Source organism: Oleiphilus sp. HI0061 (assembly GCF_001635675.1).
Genome location: NZ_LWFE01000699.1, coordinates 1 through 568, shown reverse-complemented (window position 1 = coordinate 568; position 568 = coordinate 1). Strand labels below are relative to the sequence as shown.

The following is a 568-nucleotide window of genomic DNA, read 5'->3' as shown; positions in this document are numbered from 1 at the left end:
TTCTTAAGATTAATAGTTATGCCAATTGGTCTGACTATTCAACGGTTAACACGCTAGTTGCAGATGCACTCCAAGAAAGCTTTTCTAAAAAAGGTATAAAAGCAAAATTTCTCTCTGAGAAAGATGAGCTTCCTCAGAGTTATCTTGAAATTGTTTCTATTGTTGATAATACCGCAGGTGATGAAAGTCGTGACTTTGATCCCCTTTCGTATTTATCTGCAGTTTGGTGTGGCTTGTCAGTTTTTGTTCTACCTATGATTAGCACCGATTTCGATGTGCTCGTAAAAATTAACCGATTTGAAAATGGTCAAATTGTGTCTAGCCATTTGTATTCAAGTCATATGTATCAAATGGCTGGGTTTTCTATGATTCCATTTATGAGTTCGGACGATGTTGGAGACGATATTGCCTCTATAGTGGATAATGTTTCTCAGGATTATTTGGAGTTAAATTAAGATGATCAAGCTACTTTCAATAACAATACTCGCTAGCTTGCTTAGTTCGTGTGCCTCTAGCTATTTCAACGTCTCAAAGAATACCCCTAAAAGCGAGTCAGCAATCTTGTATA

At 36.6% G+C, this 568-nt stretch carries 1 protein-coding gene; it reads left to right on the top strand.

Annotated features, from left to right (window positions below):
- On the top strand, positions 1-455 hold a 455-nt coding region (locus A3735_RS30625), incomplete at its 5' end, for a hypothetical protein (protein WP_197485775.1).
- Positions 456-568 lie beyond the last annotated feature (113 nt).